The sequence below is a fragment of the Agromyces bracchium genome (genome assembly GCF_009709675.1).
Lineage (GTDB): Bacteria > Actinomycetota > Actinomycetes > Actinomycetales > Microbacteriaceae > Agromyces > Agromyces bracchium.
In genome coordinates this window covers 142,570-159,696 of the sequence record NZ_WMLB01000025.1, presented here as the reverse complement: position 1 = coordinate 159,696, position 17,127 = coordinate 142,570, and the positions used below count along the sequence as shown (strand labels likewise).

At 70.1% G+C, this 17,127-nt stretch carries 16 protein-coding genes; 11 read left to right on the top strand and 5 right to left on the bottom strand.

The genetic code is table 11. The features are described from left to right. The first annotated feature begins 49 nt into the window (after positions 1–49). The 5 genes from tig to clpX all read left to right on the top strand — a co-directional run bounded on the left by tig (position 50) and on the right by clpX (position 4,834). Complete coding sequence (gene tig / locus GJ743_RS12150; RefSeq protein WP_155052162.1) at positions 50–1,429, top strand: trigger factor; 1,380 nt, start codon at positions 50–52, stop codon at positions 1,427–1,429. Between the two features lie 94 nt (positions 1,430–1,523). Continuing rightward, positions 1,524–2,030 (top strand): tetratricopeptide repeat protein, encoded by a 507-nt coding sequence (locus GJ743_RS12145; RefSeq protein ID WP_155052161.1) that lies wholly within the window; start codon positions 1,524–1,526, stop codon positions 2,028–2,030. A 64-nt stretch (positions 2,031–2,094) separates the two neighbouring features. Further along, entirely contained in the window at positions 2,095–2,727 is a 633-nt protein-coding gene (locus GJ743_RS12140) for an ATP-dependent Clp protease proteolytic subunit (RefSeq protein ID WP_328289163.1), read from the top strand. 19 nt (positions 2,728–2,746) lie between these two features. Continuing rightward, complete coding sequence (locus GJ743_RS12135; protein ID WP_155052159.1) at positions 2,747–3,418, top strand: ATP-dependent Clp protease proteolytic subunit; 672 nt, start codon at positions 2,747–2,749, stop codon at positions 3,416–3,418. Positions 3,419–3,556: 138 nt separating this feature from the next. Then, positions 3,557–4,834, top strand: coding sequence for an ATP-dependent Clp protease ATP-binding subunit ClpX (clpX, locus tag GJ743_RS12130; RefSeq protein ID WP_155052158.1), 1,278 nt, complete (start codon positions 3,557–3,559; stop codon positions 4,832–4,834). Positions 4,835–4,903: 69 nt separating this feature from the next. Here the strand turns inward: clpX and GJ743_RS12125 are convergent, their stop codons facing one another. Further along, a complete protein-coding gene (locus GJ743_RS12125; protein WP_155052157.1) occupies positions 4,904–5,188 on the bottom strand; it encodes a hypothetical protein in 285 nt (94 codons plus the stop codon). Between the two features lie 148 nt (positions 5,189–5,336). Next, the gene (gene sepH, locus GJ743_RS12120) at positions 5,337–6,470 is read right to left on the bottom strand and encodes a septation protein SepH (protein WP_155052156.1); all 1,134 of its coding nucleotides are present in this window, start codon (positions 6,468–6,470) and stop codon (positions 5,337–5,339) included. Positions 6,471–6,663: 193 nt separating this feature from the next. Between sepH and GJ743_RS12115 the strand changes: the two genes are divergently transcribed. Next, positions 6,664–6,957: a DUF4193 domain-containing protein gene (locus tag GJ743_RS12115; RefSeq protein ID WP_155052155.1), complete on the top strand. Its 294-nt coding sequence runs from the start codon at positions 6,664–6,666 to the stop codon at positions 6,955–6,957. On the opposite strand, the gene GJ743_RS12110 is transcribed toward GJ743_RS12115, so the two are convergent. Beyond that, positions 6,954–7,418: a DUF3093 domain-containing protein gene (locus tag GJ743_RS12110; RefSeq protein WP_155052154.1), complete on the bottom strand. Its 465-nt coding sequence runs from the start codon at positions 7,416–7,418 to the stop codon at positions 6,954–6,956. The genes GJ743_RS12115 and GJ743_RS12110 overlap by 4 nt on opposite strands. Positions 7,419–7,456: 38 nt before the next feature. On the opposite strand from GJ743_RS12110, the gene dut reads away from it, so the two are divergent. The 5 genes from dut to dxs all read left to right on the top strand — a co-directional run bounded on the left by dut (position 7,457) and on the right by dxs (position 14,357). Then, entirely contained in the window at positions 7,457–7,915 is a 459-nt protein-coding gene (dut, locus tag GJ743_RS12105; protein WP_328289134.1) for a dUTP diphosphatase, read from the top strand. Continuing rightward, positions 7,912–8,532, top strand: coding sequence for a DUF3710 domain-containing protein (locus GJ743_RS12100; RefSeq protein ID WP_328289133.1), 621 nt, complete (start codon positions 7,912–7,914; stop codon positions 8,530–8,532). The genes dut and GJ743_RS12100 overlap by 4 nt, the downstream gene beginning before the upstream one ends. Next, positions 8,529–9,296 (top strand): DUF3159 domain-containing protein, encoded by a 768-nt coding sequence (locus tag GJ743_RS12095; RefSeq protein WP_328289132.1) that lies wholly within the window; start codon positions 8,529–8,531, stop codon positions 9,294–9,296. The genes GJ743_RS12100 and GJ743_RS12095 overlap by 4 nt, the downstream gene beginning before the upstream one ends. A gap of 158 nt (positions 9,297–9,454) precedes the next feature. After that, a complete protein-coding gene (locus GJ743_RS12090; protein ID WP_328289131.1) occupies positions 9,455–12,283 on the top strand; it encodes an aconitate hydratase in 2,829 nt (942 codons plus the stop codon). A gap of 130 nt (positions 12,284–12,413) precedes the next feature. Further along, on the top strand, positions 12,414–14,357 hold the full coding sequence (gene dxs / locus GJ743_RS12085; RefSeq protein WP_155052151.1) for a 1-deoxy-D-xylulose-5-phosphate synthase: 1,944 nt from the start codon (positions 12,414–12,416) through the stop codon (positions 14,355–14,357). 27 nt (positions 14,358–14,384) lie between these two features. Here dxs and GJ743_RS12080 read toward each other — a convergent pair whose 3' ends face one another. Both GJ743_RS12080 and GJ743_RS12075 read right to left on the bottom strand, forming a co-directional pair. Next, complete coding sequence (locus tag GJ743_RS12080) at positions 14,385–14,915, bottom strand: dihydrofolate reductase family protein (protein ID WP_328289130.1); 531 nt, start codon at positions 14,913–14,915, stop codon at positions 14,385–14,387. A gap of 67 nt (positions 14,916–14,982) precedes the next feature. Continuing rightward, positions 14,983–17,121 carry a 3-hydroxyacyl-CoA dehydrogenase NAD-binding domain-containing protein gene (locus GJ743_RS12075; RefSeq protein WP_155052149.1) on the bottom strand — a complete coding sequence of 713 codons (2,139 nt, stop codon included), beginning with the start codon at positions 17,119–17,121 and terminating at the stop codon, positions 14,983–14,985. Between the last annotated feature and the right edge of the window lie 6 nt (positions 17,122–17,127).

Here is a 17,127-nt window from a genome sequence, read left to right as displayed (position 1 = left end):
GTCGCATCGGCTCGACCACGTACTTCCACCAAACAGGAGAAACTTCCCCATGCCGACCACTTCGGTTGAGAAGCTGAGCCCGACGCGCGCCAAGCTCACCATCTCGGTGACGCCCGAGGAGCTGAAGCCCAGCATCGCCCACGCCTACGAGCACATCGCCGAGCAGATCAACGTTCCCGGCTTCCGGAAGGGCAAGGTCCCCGCGCCCGTCATCGACCAGCGCGTCGGCAAGGCCGCCGTCCTCGAGCACGCGGTCAACGAGGGTCTCGACAGCTTCTACCGCGCCGCCGTCACCGAGCACGAGCTGCGTCCGCTCGGCCGCCCCTCGGCCGACATCGTCGAGTGGCCGAACGAGAAGGACTTCTCGGGCGACCTGCTCCTGTCGATCGAGGTCGACGTCCGCCCCGAGATCGAGCTGCCCGAGTACGCGGGCCTCGAGCTGACCGTCGACTCGGTCGAGGTCGCCGACGACGAGGTCGCCGAGGAGCTCGAGCGCCTCCGCAGCCGCTTCGGCACCCTGATCACCGTCGACCGGCCGGCCAAGACGGGCGACTTCGTCACGCTCGACCTCGTCGCGAAGATCGACGAGGCCGAGGTCGACACGGCCAGCGGCGTGTCCTACGAACTCGGCTCGGGCGAACTGCTCGAGGGCATCGACGACGCGCTCGACTCGCTGACCGCGGGCGAGACCACCACCTTCTCGTCGAAGCTGCTCGGCGGCGACCACGAGGGCGAGACCGCCGAGATCACCGTCACCGTCACCGCGGTGAAGGAGCGCGAGCTCCCCGAGGCCGACGACGACTTCGCGCAGATCGCGAGTGAGTTCGACACGCTCGACGAGCTGACCGCCAGCCTCAAGGACCAGGTCGCGAAGAACAAGTCGTTCGGCCAGGGCACCCAGGCCCGCGACCTCCTCGTCGACAAGCTCCTCGAGCTCGTCGAGGTCCCGGTCGCCGACAGCGTCATCGAGGACGAGGTGCACCGCCACCTCGAGTCCGAGGGTCGCCTGGAGGACGACGAGCACCGCGCCGAGGTCACCGAGGCCAGCACCAAGGCCTTCAAGACCCAGATCGTCCTCGACGCGATCGCCGAGGCCGAGAAGGTCCAGGTCAGCCAGGAGGAGCTCACGCAGTACCTCGTCCAGGGCGCCGCGCAGTACGGCATGGACCCGAACGAGTTCGTGCAGATCCTGAGCCAGAACGGCCAGATCCCCGCCATGGTCGGCGAGGTCGCGCGCAACAAGGCGCTCGCGATCGCGCTCGGCAAGGCGAAGGTGGCGGATGCCTCGGGCAACGCGGTCGACCTGTCCGAGTTCACCGCGGTCGCGGGCGATGACGAGCCCGCCGAGGAGGCGCCCGCCGAGGAGGCGCCCGCCGAGGAGAAGAAGCCGGCGCGCAAGCGCACCACCAAGAAGGCCGACGCGGAGTAGTCGACGGCCGAGAGGAGCGGGGTCGGGCAGCCATGCCCGACCCCGTCGTCGTCTCCCGCGCGGGTCGGGGCGAGCGAGGGCACGAGGAGGGACGTTGGACGACTGGCAGCGCCGCGTCGACGAGATCTGGGACGCGGCATCCGAGCTGGGGGAGCACGAGGTGATCGTGCGGATCGACGCACTCGTCGCCGAGCTCCCCGATCACGACCCGCGGGGACCGTTCGAGGCCGCGGGCGCCCGCGACTCGGCTGGCCTCGAGGAGGAGGCCGAATCGCGCTACCGGCGCTCGCTCGAACTCGGGCTGTCGGGCCGCGCCCGTGTCGAGGCGCACATCCAGCTCGCCTCGACGATCCGCAACCTCGGCCGCCCGGGCGAGTCCCTCGCCCTGCTCGACGAGGTCGCCGGCGACGCGGGCGACCTCGTCGACGCGGTGGCCGCCTTCCGCGCCCTGGCGCTCGCATCGATCGGCGAAGCGGATGCCGCGGCATCCGTCGCCCTCGTCGCACTCGCGCCGCACCTGACGCAGTACCGTCGCGCGGTCGACGCCTACGCGCGCGAACTCGTGCCGCCGCCGGGCGACGCGCCGCGGACCGGCACCTGACGCACCTCGCCGCGGCGCGGCATCCGCCGACGGCGAACAGCCCGGTTCGCGCGTGTTGCACCGGATAGATTCGAGATCAACGAAGCAACGGAACGGAGCGAAATCCATGGCCGAACCGACACTGCAGCCCAGTGTGTTCGATCGACTGCTGAAGGACCGCATCATCTGGCTCGGCTCCGAGGTGCGCGACGACAACGCGAACGAGATCGCCGCGAAGCTGCTGCTCCTCGCCGCCGAGGACCCGAAGAAGGACATCTACCTCTACATCAACTCGCCCGGCGGCTCGATCACGGCGGGCATGGCGATCTACGACACCATGCAGTTCGTCCCGAACGACATCGTCACGGTCGGCATCGGCATGGCGGCCTCGATGGGGCAGCTGCTCCTCACGGCCGGAACGAAGGGCAAGCGCTACATCACCCCGAACGCGCGCGTGCTGCTGCACCAGCCGCACGGCGGCTTCGGCGGCACCGCGAGCGACATCCAGACGCAGGCGCAGCTCATCCTCGACATGAAGAAGCGGCTCGCCGAGATCACGGCGGCGCAGACCGGCAAGACCGTCGAGCAGATCAACCGCGACGGCGACCGCGACCGCTGGTTCAGTGCGCAGGAGGCGCTCGAGTACGGCTTCGTCGACCACATCCGCGAGTCGGCGCTCGACGTCTCGGGCGGCGGCGGGACCGACCAGGCTGCGTAGGAAGAGAGAGACAGTGAGCATGAACATCCCCGCCTTCGGCGGCACCGCCTTCTCGGGTGGCCGGCAGGCCCCGGGCTCGCGCTACATCCTGCCGAGCTTCGAGGAGCGCACGGCCTACGGCTACAAGCGCCAGGACCCCTACGCGAAGCTGTTCGAGGACCGCATCATCTTCCTCGGCGTGCAGGTCGACGACGCGTCGGCCGACGACATCATGGCGCAGCTGCTGGTGCTCGAGTCGATGGACCCCGACCGCGACATCATGATGTACATCAACTCGCCCGGCGGCTCCTTCACGGCCATGACGGCGATCTACGACACGATGCAGTACATCCGGCCGCAGATCCAGACCGTCGTACTCGGCCAGGCCGCCTCGGCCGCTGCCGTGATCGCCGCCGCCGGCACGCCGGGGCGTCGCCTCGCACTGCCGAACGCGCGCGTGCTGATCCACCAGCCGGCGATGGGCGAGGCCGGCCACGGCCAGGCGTCCGACATCGAGATCCAGGCGGCCGAGATCCTGCGCATGCGCACCTGGCTCGAGGAGACGCTGTCGCGTCACTCGAACCGCACTATGGAGCAGGTCAACTCCGACATCGACCGCGACAAGATCCTTTCGGCCGAAGAGGCCCGCGAGTACGGGCTCATCGACCAGGTGCTCTCGTCGCGGAAGACGCTGCCGGCGCTCAGCCGATAGCTCGGGATTGCTCACGAGGGGCGGGTGCACGACGCATCCGCCCCTCGTCATGTCGTTTCCGCCAAACCGCGGCGGATCGGCCCCGAGCGGCCCGCGTCGGGCTAGGCTCGGAACAGACTCGGTTCGAGGGAGGAAGCGATGGCACGCATCGGGGAGAGTGCTGACCTCTTGAAGTGCTCCTTCTGCGGGAAGAGCCAGAAGCAGGTGCAGCAGCTCATCGCCGGTCCGGGCGTGTACATCTGCGACGAGTGCGTCGAGCTCTGCAACGAGATCATCGAGGAGCGCCTCGCCGAGGCCGGTGAGCCCGAGTCCGGCGAGTTCGAGCTTCCGAAGCCGAAGGAGATCTTCGGCTTCCTCGAGGAGTACGTGATCGGGCAGGATGCCGCCAAGCGCGCCCTCGCCGTCGCCGTCTACAACCACTACAAGCGCGTTCGCGCGAAGGCGGCGATCACGCCCGCCGACCGCGCTCACGACGACGTCGAGATCGCGAAGTCGAACATACTGCTCATCGGCCCCACCGGCTGCGGCAAGACCTACCTCGCGCAGACGCTCGCGAAGCAGTTGAACGTGCCGTTCGCGGTGGCGGATGCCACGGCGCTCACCGAGGCCGGCTACGTCGGCGAGGACGTCGAGAACATCCTCCTGAAGCTCATCCAGGCCGCCGACTACGACGTCAAGCGCGCCGAGACCGGCATCATCTACATCGACGAGGTCGACAAGATCGCCCGCAAGGCCGAGAACCCGTCGATCACGCGCGACGTGTCGGGCGAGGGCGTGCAGCAGGCGCTCCTGAAGATCCTCGAGGGCACGGTCGCCTCCGTGCCGCCCCAGGGCGGGCGCAAGCATCCGCACCAGGAGTTCATCCAGATCGACACCACGAACGTCCTCTTCATCGTGGCGGGCGCATTCGCCGGCCTGGAGGAGATCATCTCCTCGCGCGCGGGCAAGCGCGGCATCGGCTTCGGCGCCCCGCTGCATTCCAAGCAAGACGAGGCCGAGCTCTTCAGCGAGGTCCTTCCCGAAGACCTGCACAAGTTCGGGCTCATCCCCGAGTTCATCGGCCGACTTCCCGTCGTCGCGACCGTGACGCCGCTCGACCGCGCGGCGCTCATGGAGATCCTCACCGAGCCGCGCAATGCGCTCGTCAAGCAGTACCAGCGCATGTTCGAGCTCGACGGCGTGCAGCTCGACTTCGACCACGCCGCGCTCGAGGCGATCGCCGACCTCGCGGTGCTCCGCCAGACGGGCGCGCGCGGCCTTCGCGCGATCATGGAGGAGGTGCTCGGGCCGATCATGTTCGAGGTGCCCTCCTCGACCGGCGTCGCCCGCGTGGTCGTGACCAAGGAGACCGTCATCGACAACGCCGCGCCGACGATCGTACCGTCGAAGCCGCGCAGGGCCGAGAAGTCGGCCTGATCGACGTTCCGCCGGCCCGGGCTGCCAGCCTCTCCGGCCGGGATTCTCGCCGTGTCGGCGCGACCCGGTTCAATCGAACACGCGCAGCACGTGCCAGTGCGAGCCGTCGTGGCCCACGTCGAACATGTGGGTCTCGCCGTCGGAACTCGTGGCCTGGAAGCGCCAGCCGGTGATCTCGAGCGGGGCGCGCCCCGGGCCGGCGTGGTCGCCCGCGAAGGGGAGCCACCAGTCGGCCGGACCCACGAGGGGCGTCGGCATGTCGTCGACGCGATAGCGCCGGGCCCGCCAGACGAGGCGCTCCGGTGCGCCCGAGGCGCCGGTCCACACTTCCACCGGTTCCACCGTCTGCGGCATCCCGACCTCCGAGATTCGAAACTCTGTTCGAATGCTACCAGCCTGCGGGGCATGGCGGAACGGGTGCGAGCGGCTCGCACGCAGGCACGGCAAGGTGTCGCGAACCGCGCTCGGTGTCCGCGCCCGGTGTCGCGCCGGTCTCGTGCGACTACGCCAGGTCGTCGTCGCTGCGGGCGCCGAAGACGATCTCGTCCCAGCTCGGCATCGCCGCGCGCCCCTTCTTCTGCCGGGCGGGCTGGCTCGGCTTGCCGCCGCCGCCCCACAGCGCCCTCGCGGCCGCCCCGGCTCGCTGCTGCGCCTCGTCGGCCTCGTCTGCGGCGTCGGCCCCGGTGGGTCGGTCGGGCGCGGGGGTCGAGGCGGAGGGCTCCTCCGGATGAGTCGGCGCCACCGGGGACGGTGTCGTCGCGACCCGCTCGGCACCCGGCCCCACCTCGCGCTCGCCGCGACGGCGACGCAGTGCCTCGAGCAGGTCGGCCGTCTCGCCCGTGGGCGGAGCCGGCTCGTCCGCACGCTTGATCGCCGCGCGCGCGACCGCCGGGCTCGACGCGGCGGCAGTCGACGACGCAGAGCCGTTCGGTGCGGCACCCGGCCGCGCGACCGCGAGTTCGGGCTGCGGAGCGGTGTCGTCGTCGGCCGTGTCGGCGACGTCGAAGGTGAACGCCCCGCTGTCGAAGCGGGCGGCGTCATCCGTTGCGGAGACCGCGCGCAGCCGCGGAATCATCCCCCCGCGGACCTCGCCGTGCTTCGACAGCGTCGTCGCGTCGGCGTTCTGGGGATGCAGCGCCTGCTTCCGAGGTTCGAACGACCACCGGGCGTCGTGGTCGATGCCGTCGGCCGTGAACTCGAGCTTGACCATCCATCCGCGCTCGTCGTCCTTCCAGCTGGCCCAGCGTTCGCCGTGCGCACCGAGCCCGGCGAGCCGCTCGCGCACCATCGTGCCGAACGACGTCGGCTCGTCGCCCTCCGCGACCTCGGCGTGGGTCGGGACGGCGAGCGCCGAGGTCACCATGTGTTCGCGCTCCGCGATCACGGGACCCTCGAAACGCCGGATGAATTCGACGGAGGCGCCCGTGAGCTCGGCGACCTCGTCGGCCGAGAGACCGGACCGGATGTGCGCCTGCACCTCCCGCGGGGAGAGCTTCGGCCCGGTGCGTGTCTCGGGGACGGCCTGGCGGATGCGCGACTGCAGCACCTCGTCGACTTCGATCCGGAATCGCGCGCCGTCGTCGGAGGCCGCGATGAGGGCGCCGCTCTCGACCCCGATCACCTTGAGTTCCTGCATGGCGAGAAGCCCTTCCGTGCCCTTGATCTCCGCCCAAGGATGCCACGGCGCCCCGGCCTGCGCTGGGAATACGCCGGGCGTGCCGTGAGTTGTGCATTCCACCGGTTCGGACGGCCGACGGATGGTTTGCTTACGCACTTGATTTCGTGCAGACTATGGCCGCCGAATCCTCGGCAATGGAAAAAGGATGGGAATGGCAACGGATTACGACGCGCCGCGGAAGACCGACGACGACTCCGAGTCGATCGAGGCCCTCAAGGAGCGCGTGCCCGACAAGATGTCGGGAAGCGTCGACGTCGAGGACGCCGACAACCCCGGCAGCTTCGACCTGGCGGGAGCCGACCTGTCCGACGTCGAACTCGACGTCGTCGTGCTGCCGCCGCAGGCGGATGAGTTCACCTGCGTCAGCTGCTTCCTCGTGAAGCACCGCTCGCAGATCGACCACGAGACCAAGCTCGGGCCGATCTGCCTGGAGTGCGCCGCCTAGGCAGGCTCCCCACCGACACGAGGCCGTCGCGATCCGTTGATCGCGGCGGCCATTTCGTGCGGATGCCGCGTCGAGAGCAGCCAGTACGGTGCCGGGTCGGCGGCATCCTCGATCGGAACCCGCACGACGTCGCGGATCCAGCCGCGGATCACGAGGAACGCGCGCGCGTCGAGGCCGGTGCCGCGCTCGGTCCGGGCGGCCTCGCCCTCGGCGGGGACCGCCTCACCCGTGAGCTCGAGCGGAACCTCGGCGCGACCCGCGCGGAGCCGGCCGTCGGCCACCTCGATCACCGGCGAGGTGAGCGTCAGCGACCCCGCGACCGCGACGTAGAGGATCACGCCCGTGACGATGCCGGCGGGCAGCGAGACCGGGGCGAGCACGAGGATGCTCGCCGGGACGAGCAGGAGGCTGGTGAGGTAGATCCAGGGCGTCGGCCAGAGCCGTTCGCGGTAGTCGGGCATGGACCTATCAGACCAGACTTCTGCACTACCCTCGAACGGTGACCGATTCCGTCGATGTGCTGATCACGGCCGACCACGTCCCCGCCTACGCCCATCCGGGCGACGCCGGGGCCGACCTCCAGGCCGCCGAGTCCGTGGTGCTCGAGCCGGGGGAGCGCGCCACCGTGGGCACCGGCGTGGCGATCGCACTGCCCGACGGCTACGTCGCCTTCGTGGTCCCGCGATCGGGCCTCGCGTTCAAGCACGGCATCACGATCGTGAACGCGCCTGGCACGGTGGACGCGGGCTACCGAGGCGAGATCAGGGTCGCACTGCTGAACACCGACGCCCGCGAGGCGTACCGGATCGAGGCCGGCGACCGGATCGCGCAGCTGGTGGTCATGCCGGTGAGCCGAGCGCGGTTCGTCGAGGTCGAGAAGCTGCCCGGGAGCCTTCGCGGCGAGGGAGGATTCGGATCCACCGGATTCGGGGCGAACCAGTCAGGAGCACACGCGTGAGCGACATCGAGAACATCGACGACATCCCCGTCGACCACCCCAAGTCCGCGCCGGAGGACCGGGCGACGAACGGCCCCCTGGACGAGTCCGAGGCCAACCCGGTCCGCCCGTACGTCGACCTCGGCGGCGTGAAGGTCCTTCCCCGCGAGGGGCTCCACCTCCGGCTCGAGGTCGAGGAGGGCACCAAGCGCGTGGTCGCGGTCGGCCTCGACTACGCCAACTCGACCCTGCAGGTCCAGCCGTTCTCGGCACCGAGGTCGAGCGGCCTCTGGCACGAGATCCGCGGCCAGATCGCCGACCAGATCGCGCGCCAGGGCGGCACCACGCAGGTGCGCGAGGGCACGTTCGGCCCCGAGCTGCTCGCCCAGATCCCCGTCACCACGGCCGACGGGCAGGCCGGCCAGATGCGACTCGCGCGCTTCATCGGCGTCGACGGTCCCCGCTGGTTCCTGCGCGGCGTGATCGCCGGCGAGGCGGCGGCCGACCCGACCGCCGCGGCGAAGGTGGAGGACCTGTTCCGCTCGATCGTCGTGGTGCGCGGCAACACGCCCATGCCGCCGCGCGACCTCATCCCGCTGCGCATGCCCGCACCGTCCTCGGGTGGTCCGTCCGCGTGAGCGACGACCACGCTGCCGATCGCACGGACCGGGATCGCGCCGGCGAGGTCGCCGGTGCCCCGAACGGCGACTCGGACGACGCGGCCGCCGAGTTCGGCCGCCAGGTCGCGGCGGCCGCCGAGAAGTCCGGCCTCGGGCGGATCGCGCGCGACGAGACGCTGACCCCCGCCGACCTCGTGGGGGCGCTGGGAGGCATCCGCGGTCTCGCGGAGGCGATCCTCCCCGGCCTCGTCTTCCTGGTCGTCTTCACGTTCACGCGCGAGCTCGGCTGGGCCCTCGGGGCCTCGCTCGGCCTCGCCGTGGTGTTCACCGCGCTGCGCCTGTTCACGCGAAGCCAGCCGACGCAGGCGATCGCCGGGCTCATCGGCGTCGCGGCATCCGCTGCGCTCTCGCTCTGGACGGGCCGGGCGGAAGACAACTACGTCATCGGCTTCTACACGAACGCGGCCTACGCCGTCGCGATCCTCTTCTCCCTCCTCGTCCGCTGGCCGCTCGTCGGGCTCGTCGTCGGCTTCCTCATGGGCGACGGGACCGCCTGGCGCCAGGATCGACGGAAGTACCGGGCGATGCAGTTCCTGACCGTCGTGTGGCTCGGCATGTTCGTCGCGCGCCTGCTGGTGCAGGTGCCGTTCTACTACGCGGGAAACGTCGAGGCGCTCGGTGCGACGCGACTGCTCATGGGCGTGCCGCTGTACGCGCTGCTGCTCGTGTTCTCGTGGCTGGTCGTGCGCGCGGTCTACCCCGCGAAGCGCGCCGCCGAGTGATACAGTTATCTCGACATCAAGATAAATCACGGGTGCGGCCGGCGACCTGTCGGCCGGTGACGCGGTTGGGCTAGCCTTGCTGGGGCGGCTCCCGGCGACGCATGTCGGGTGGCGCCTGGAACGGCCGGAACCGCGGCATCCGCGAAGGAGAGGACATCGTGTCTGCAGTGAACAGTTTCGGGGCGAAGGACACGCTCCAGGTCGGGGACACCTCCTATGAGATCTTCCGGATCGACACCGTCCCCGGGTACGAGAAGCTCCCGTTCAGCCTGAAGGTGCTCCTCGAGAACCTGCTCCGCACCGAGGACGGCGCGAACGTCACGAAGGAGCAGATCGAGGCGCTCGGCTCGTGGGTCCCGACCGCCGAGCCCGACACCGAGATCCAGTTCACGCCGGCACGCGTGGTCATGCAGGACTTCACGGGCGTGCCCTGCATCGTCGACCTCGCCACCATGCGCGAGGCGGTCACCGCCCTCGGCGGCGACCCGAACCGGATCAACCCGCTCTCGCCCGCCGAGATGGTCATCGACCACTCGGTCATCGCCGACCTCTTCGGCACCGAGAACGCGCTCGAGCGCAACGTCGAGATCGAGTACGAGCGCAACGGCGAGCGCTACCAGTTCCTCCGCTGGGGGCAGACCGCGTTCGACGACTTCAAGGTCGTCCCGCCCGGCACCGGCATCGTGCACCAGGTCAACATCGAGCACCTCGCCAAGGTCATCTACGACCGCACCGTCGACGGCGTGCTCCGCGCGTACCCCGACACGTGCGTCGGCACCGACTCGCACACCACGATGGTCAACGGCCTCGGCGTGCTCGGCTGGGGCGTCGGCGGCATCGAGGCCGAGGCCGCGATGCTCGGCCAGCCCGTGTCGATGCTCATCCCGCGGGTCGTCGGCTTCAAGCTGAGCGGCGAGATCCCCGCCGGCGTCACGGCGACCGACGTCGTGCTGACGATCACCGACATGCTCCGCAAGCACGGCGTCGTCGGCAAGTTCGTCGAGTTCTACGGCGAGGGCGTCGCATCCGTCCCGCTCGCGAACCGCGCCACCATCGGCAACATGAGCCCCGAGTTCGGCTCGACCGCGGCGATCTTCCCGATCGACGACGTGACGCTGGAGTACCTCCGACTCACCGGTCGCGACGAGCAGACCGTCGCGCTCGTGGAGCAGTACGCGAAGCTCCAGTCGCTCTGGCACGACGCGGCGAACGAGCCGTCGTACAGCGAGTACCTCGAGCTCGACCTCTCGACCGTCGTCCCGTCGATCGCCGGCCCGAAGCGTCCGCAGGACCGCATCCTCCTCTCCAACGCGAAGGAGCAGTTCAACGCCGACCTCACGAACTACGCCGACGCCGACCACGACCTCGTCGACCTGACGATCTCCGAGTCCTTCCCGGCATCCGACCCGCCCGGCTTCACCCCCGAAGACGAGCACAGCCACCACGAGCACCACCACCACTCGCACGCGCCGCACACGGTCTCGAAGCCCACGCCGGTGACCCTGGCCGACGGCCCGACGTTCACGCTGAACCACGGCTCGGTCGCGCTCGCGGCGATCACCTCGTGCACCAACACCTCGAACCCGTCGGTCATGATCGCGGCCGGCCTCCTCGCGAAGAACGCGCTCGACAAGGGCCTGAAGTCGAAGCCGTGGGTCAAGACCACGCTCGGCCCGGGCTCGAAGGTCGTCACCGACTACTACGAGAAGTCGGGCCTCGACAAGGCGCTCGAGGGCCTCGGCTTCTACACCGTCGGCTACGGCTGCACGATCTGCATCGGCAACTCGGGTCCGCTGATCGAGGAGGTCTCCTCGGCGATCAACGAGAACGACCTCGCCGTCACGGCGGTCCTCTCGGGCAACCGCAACTTCGAGGGTCGCATCAGCCCCGACGTGAAGATGAACTACCTGGCCTCCCCGCCGCTCGTCGTGGCGTACGCGCTGGCCGGTTCGATGAACTTCGACTTCGAGTCCGACCCCCTCGGCACCGACGCGGACGGCAACGACGTGTTCCTGAAGGACGTCTGGCCCGCCCCGGAGAAGGTCCAGGAGATCATCGACTCGTCGATCTCGCGCGAGCAGTTCATCAAGCAGTACGCGACCGTGTTCGACGGCGACGAGCGCTGGAAGAGCCTGCCGACCCCGGCCGGTCCGGTCTTCGAGTGGGACGCCTCGTCGACGTACGTGCGCAAGGCGCCCTACTTCGACGGCATGTCGATGGACCTCACCCCCGTAGCCGACATCACGGGTGCGCGCGTCATGGCCACGCTCGGCGATTCGGTCACCACCGACCACATCAGCCCGGCGGGCAACATCAAGGCCGGCACCCCGGCCGCCCAGTACCTCACCGAGCACGGCGTGGCGCAGAAGGACTTCAACTCGTACGGCTCGCGCCGTGGCAACCACGAGGTGATGATCCGCGGTACGTTCGCGAACATCCGCCTGAAGAACGAGCTCGTCGCGGCGGTCAACGACGGCCAGGTCGTCGAGGGCGGCTTCACGCGCGACTTCACGCAGGAGGGCGGCCCGCAGTCGTACATCTACGACGCGTGCATGAACTACCAGGCGCAGGGCACCCCGCTCGTCGTGTTCGGCGGCAAGGAGTACGGCTCGGGCTCGTCGCGCGACTGGGCGGCCAAGGGCACCAACCTGCTCGGCGTGAAGGCCGTCATCACCGAGAGCTTCGAGCGCATCCATCGCTCGAACCTCATCGGCATGGGCGTCGTCCCGCTGCAGTTCCCGGCCGGCGAGAGCTGGAAGTCGCTCGGCCTCGACGGCACCGAGATCGTCTCGATCACGGGCCTCGAGCAGCTGAACGAGGGCGTCACGCCGAAGACGGTGCGCGTCACCGCCGAGCCGAGCGAGTTCTCGCCCGAGGGCAAGCAGACGGTCGAGTTCGACGCGGTCGTCCGCATCGACACGCCCGGTGAGGCCGACTACTACCGCAACGGCGGCATCCTGCAGTACGTGCTCCGCAGCCTCGTCTGACGACGGCACGCGACGGGGGCGGCGGGCTTCGGCTCGCCGCCCCCGATCTCTGCCCGGGCTCTCAGGTCGCCCGGCGTACACTCGAACGAAACCGGGCGCACGGCGCCCCTCGCACCCGGAGGCACGACGGATGAGGCTGCTCGACACGATCCGCGGACCGCGCGACCTCGATGCGCTGTCCGACGAGCAGGTGGAGGAACTCGCCCGCGAGATCCGCGAGGTGCTCGTGGCCGACGTATCGAAGACGGGCGGGCACCTCGGCCCGAACCTCGGCGTCGTCGAGCTCACGCTCGCCATCCACCGCGTGTTCGATTCGCCCCGCGACCCGATCATCTTCGACACCGGTCACCAGTCGTACGTGCACAAGCTCCTCACCGGGCGGAAGGACTTCTCGACGCTGCGCCAGACGGGCGGGCTCGCCGGGTATCCGCAGCGCTCCGAGTCCGAGCACGACGTCGTCGAGAGCTCGCACGCGTCGAGCTCGCTGTCGTGGGCCGACGGCATCTCGAAGGCCTTCGAGATGACCGGGCAGGGCGACCGCCACGTCGTCGCCGTCGTCGGCGACGGCGCGCTCACCGGCGGCATGACGTGGGAGGCGCTGAACAACATCTCCGACGACAACACCCGCAACCTCGTGGTCGTCGTGAACGACAACGGCCGTTCCTACGCCCCGACGATCGGCGGCATGGCGCGGTTCCTCAACTCGGTGCGCACGAAGCAGTCGTACCGCTCGCTCCACCTGAAGAGCCGCAGCGCGTTCGACCGGCTCGGCTCGCCGGGCCGCGCGATCTACCGCGGGGTCCGAGGCGGCCTGCACGGCTTCCTCAGTCGGGTCAGCGGCAACGAGGCGCTGTACTCGAACCTCGACATCAAGTACATCGGGCCGATCGACGGCCACGACGAGCGCGCCCTCGAGGAGGCGCTGCGCCAGGCCAAGGACTACGGCGCGCCGGTCATCGTGCACACGATCACCGAGAAGGGGCGCGGCTACGAGCCCGCGCGGCGCGACGCCGCCGACCAGTTCCACGCCGTCGGCCAGATCGACCCCGAGACCGGCGAGTCGCTCGAGACCGCGTCGGCGCCGTCGTGGACGAGCGTGTTCGCGGACGAGCTCGTGACGCTCGCCGAGCGCGACGAACGTCTCGTGGGCATCACCGCCGCGATGCTCCGCCCGACGGGCCTCCACCGCATGGCCGAGCGCTTCCCGAACCGGGTGTTCGACGTCGGGATCGCCGAGCAGCACGCCGTGACCTCGGCCGCGGGCCTCGCCTTCGGCGGCCTGCACCCGGTCGTCGCCGTGTACGCGACCTTCATCAACCGGGCGTTCGACCAGGTGCTCATGGATGTCGCCCTGCACCGGGCGGGCGTGACGTTCGTGCTCGACCGAGCGGGCGTCACCGGACCCGACGGCCCGAGCCATCACGGCGTGTGGGACCTGTCGATCCTGCAGGTCGTGCCCGGAATCCGCCTGGCGGCGCCGCGCGACTCCGTCCGACTCGCCGAGGAGCTCGCCGAGGCCGTCCGCGTCGACGACGCTCCCACGGTCCTCCGCTTCCCGAAGGGGACGGTCGGCACCGAGTACGAGGCGATCCGCCGTACGCACGACGGCGTCGATGTCCTCGCGGAGTCCGAGCGTCGCGACGTGCTGATCGTGACGGTCGGTCCGATGGCCGGGATCGGCCTCGAGGTGGCACGCAAGCTCGAGGCGCAGGGGATCGGGGCGACCGTCGTCGATCCGCGCTGGGTCGTCCCCGTGCCCGACAGCGTCGTGTCGCTCGCCGGGGAGTACCGCATCGTCGTCAGCGTCGAGGACGGCATCCGCGTCGGCGGCATCGGCACCCGCATCCGGCAGGACCTGCGGGAGGCGGGCGTCGACACGGCCGTCACCGAGGTCGGGCTGCCCGACGAGTTCCTCGATCACGGCTCGCGCGCCGACATCCTGGAGCGCGTCGGCCTCACGCCGCAGCACATCGCGCGCGACGTCACCGCGATGGTGCTCGGCAGCAAGCTCCCGCACGCCCGCAACGCGGGCATCGAGATCCCGGCGGACACTGGCGCGCAGCCGCGCGTCTGAGGTCGTGCGCCGTGGGGCCGCGCTCGGTCAGCCGACGCGGTAGACGTGCTCGACCGCGTCGCCGAGCCGCGTCACCCCGGTGAGGCTGAGCACCGGCGTGACGTCGGAGACCGGCAGAAGCGGCCGCCCGCGCCCGAGCGCGACCGGCATGTAGGTCACGAGCAGCTCGTCGAGCCGCCCCGCGGCGAGGAACTGCGCCGCGACGGGGCCGCCGCCCACGACCCACACGTTCCGATCGCCGGCGGCCGCCACCGCGGCATCCGCAATCGCCCCGACGTCGCCGGATGCCAAGCGGATGTCGGCGCCCTCGGGTGCCTCGAGCGCTCGGTGGGTGAGCACCCAGGTCGGCAGCCCGCCGTACGGCCACCCGCCGCCCTCGCGGAGCACCCACTCGTACGTCGTCGCGCCGAGCACGAGGGCCCCGACGGAGGCGAAGAAGCGCTCGTAGTGATCGGTGAAGTCGGCCATGCCGAACTGCAGGAGCCATTCGAGCCCGTCGTGCTCGTCGGCGATGAAGCCGTCGAGCGACGAGGCCACGTAGTACTGGATGCGCGTCACGACCCCGAACATACGACCGGCCCCCGACATCGCGTCGGCGGCCGGTCGAGCGGTCGTGAAGGGGGGGTCAGCCCTCGACGCCCCGCACGGGCGGGTGGTGGAACGTGTCGCCGAACACGCGCTCGGACGCGCCGACGCGGTCGAGGTAGGGCGTCAGGCCGCCCATCTGGAACGGGAAGCCGGCACCGAGGACCATGCAGAGGTCGATGTCCTCGGCCGCCGCGACGACCTCGCCGTCGAGCATCAGCTTCGTCTCGCGAGCCAGTCCGTCCTGCAGGCGGGTGAGGATCTCCTCGGGGCTCGACGGGTTCGTGCCGCCGGCCACGATCTTCAGGGCGCCCTTGTCGAAGCCCTTGACCTTGCCCTTGTCGTCCTTGTCGAGCAGCGTGCCGTACTCGGCGAGCGCGTGCAGGTTCTCGGAACGGTAGAACCGGTCGGGGAACGCCGCGTGGTGGGTGTCGAGCACGTGCGCGCCGACCTTGAGGCCGACCAGGTCGAGCAGCGCCGACGGCGCCATCGGGAGGCCGAGCGGCGCCATGGCCTGATCGACGGTCTCGAACGACGTGCCCTCGTCGACCGCGCGCATCGCCTCGCCGAGGAGCACGGCGAGCAGGCGGTTCACGACGAAGCCGGGGGTGTCGGCCGTGATGACGGCGTTCTTCTTGAGCTTCGCAGCGGTGACCATCGCGGTCGAGAGCGTCGCGTCATCCGTCTTCGTCGTCTTCACGACCTCGATGAGGGGCATGACCGCGACGGGCGTGAAGAAGTGGAAGCCGACGACGCGCTCCGGGTGCTCGAGCTTCGCGCCGATCTCCTCGACCGACAGCGACGAGGTGTTCGTGGCGAGCACGGCCTCGGGGGAGACGACCTTCTCGATCTCGGCGAACACGTCCTGCTTGATCGTGAGCTCCTCGAAGACGGCCTCGATCACCCAGTCGCAATCGGCGAACTCCGACTTGTCCGTCGTGCCGTGCACGAGCGCCTTCAGCCGGTTGGCCTCGTCGGGCGAGATGCGACCCTTGCCGAGCAGGGCGTCGATCTCGCCGGTGATGTGGGCCACGCCCTTGTCGACCCGCTCCTGGTCGAGATCCGTGATGATCACCGGCACCTGCAGGCGGCGGAGGAAGAGCAGGGCGAACTGGCTGGCCATGTACCCGGCGCCGAGCACGCCGACCTTGGTCACGGGCTTCGCGAGGGCCTTGTCGGGCGCGCCGGCGGGCTTCTTCGCGCGCTTCTGCACGAGGTTGAAGGCGTACATCGAGGCGTGGAACTGGTCGCCCGACACGAGGTCGGCGAGCATCTCGTCCTCACGCTCGAAGCCCTCGGCACGGGTGCCGGACTTCGCGGCCTTCAGCAGCTCCAGCGCCGCGTACGGCGCCTTCGGCACGGTGCCGATGCGGCTCTGCAGCATCTTCTTCGCGATGGCGATGGCGGCGTCCCACTTGACCATGCGCTCGAGCTTCCCGGGCTCGTTCGCGCGCTTGACCTTCACGCGGCCCGAGATCACGTCGTCGGCCCAGCGGATCGAGTCCTCGAGGTAGTTCACCGACGGGAACATCGCGTCGGCGATGCCCAGCTCGAGCACCTCGGGCGCCTTGATGGTCCGGTTCTGCTTGAGCGGGTTCTCGACCACGATCTTCAGCGCGTTCTCGATGCCGATGAGGTTCGGCAGCAGCGTCGCGCCGCCCCAGCCGGGGATCATGCCGAGGAAGACCTCGGGCAGGGCGAGGGCGGGCAGTGAGGAGTCGACCGTGCGGTAGTCGGCGTGCAGGCCGATCTCGACGCCGCCGCCGAGCGCGAGCCCGTTGATGAAGGCGAACGAGGGCACGCCCACCGTCGCGAGCTTGCCGAGCGCGTGGTGGCCGAGCTGCGCGATCCGCAGGCCGGCCTCGCGGTTCGGCAGCTGGGACACCTTCGAGAGGTCGGCGCCCGCGGCGAGGATGAACGGCTTGCCCGTCACGGCGACGGCGTGGATCTCGCCGGCGGCGGCGCGGGCGGTCAGCCCGTCGAGCGCCGCGGCGTACTCGAGGAGCGTGTTCGGCCCGAGCGTGTTCGGGCGCGTGTGGTCGCGGCCGTTGTCGAGCGTGACGAGCGCGAGGGTGCGGCCCTCGGAGAGGGGGATGTCGCGCACGTACGAGTGCGTGACGACCTCGTCGTCGAACATGCCCGCGAGCTCGGTGAAGTCGATCTGCGTGTAGTCGGTCATCGTCGT

Coding starts and splice junctions, on each gene's coding strand:
- clpX (WP_155052158.1), top strand. CDS start 3,557: ATGGCACGCATCGGGGAGAGTGCTGACCTCTTGAAGTGCTCCTTCTGC.
- GJ743_RS12135 (WP_155052159.1), top strand. CDS start 2,747: ATGAACATCCCCGCCTTCGGCGGCACCGCCTTCTCGGGTGGCCGGCAG.
- GJ743_RS12110 (WP_155052154.1), bottom strand. CDS start 7,418: ATGCCCGACTACCGCGAACGGCTCTGGCCGACGCCCTGGATCTACCTC.
- GJ743_RS12075 (WP_155052149.1), bottom strand. CDS start 17,121: ATGACCGACTACACGCAGATCGACTTCACCGAGCTCGCGGGCATGTTC.
- GJ743_RS12125 (WP_155052157.1), bottom strand. CDS start 5,188: ATGCCGCAGACGGTGGAACCGGTGGAAGTGTGGACCGGCGCCTCGGGC.
- sepH (WP_155052156.1), bottom strand. CDS start 6,470: ATGCAGGAACTCAAGGTGATCGGGGTCGAGAGCGGCGCCCTCATCGCG.
- dxs (WP_155052151.1), top strand. CDS start 12,414: ATGAGGCTGCTCGACACGATCCGCGGACCGCGCGACCTCGATGCGCTG.
- GJ743_RS12115 (WP_155052155.1), top strand. CDS start 6,664: ATGGCAACGGATTACGACGCGCCGCGGAAGACCGACGACGACTCCGAG.
- tig (WP_155052162.1), top strand. CDS start 50: ATGCCGACCACTTCGGTTGAGAAGCTGAGCCCGACGCGCGCCAAGCTC.